Raw genomic sequence first — 229 nt, forward strand, 5'->3', positions numbered from 1 at the left:
CGACCGACGCCAATGCTCGTCCCGCGCTGACCGGCGGGAGCACCGGGGAACCGCTGGCCACGTTCCACGACGCACGAGTGCCGTCTCTCGCGCTGAGCTGGCGGATGTACTCCTGGTGGGGAGTGGAGCCGTCCGACGACCTCGCCCGCGTGGGTCGCTGGAACTTCGGCCGCCTGGCGACACTCAAGAACGACGTGGCGTGGTGGCCGACCAAGCAGGTCTACCTCGA

Annotated in this window: 1 protein-coding gene; it reads left to right on the plus strand. The window is 69.4% G+C overall.

Annotated features, from left to right (window positions below):
* On the plus strand, positions 1-229 hold a 229-nt coding region (locus SB773_RS35205), incomplete at both ends, for a hypothetical protein (RefSeq protein WP_410595252.1).

The sequence above is a fragment of the Bacillus sp. SIMBA_074 genome, assembly GCF_046534555.1.
Lineage (GTDB): Bacteria > Bacillota > Bacilli > Bacillales > Bacillaceae_G > Bacillus_A > Bacillus_A mycoides.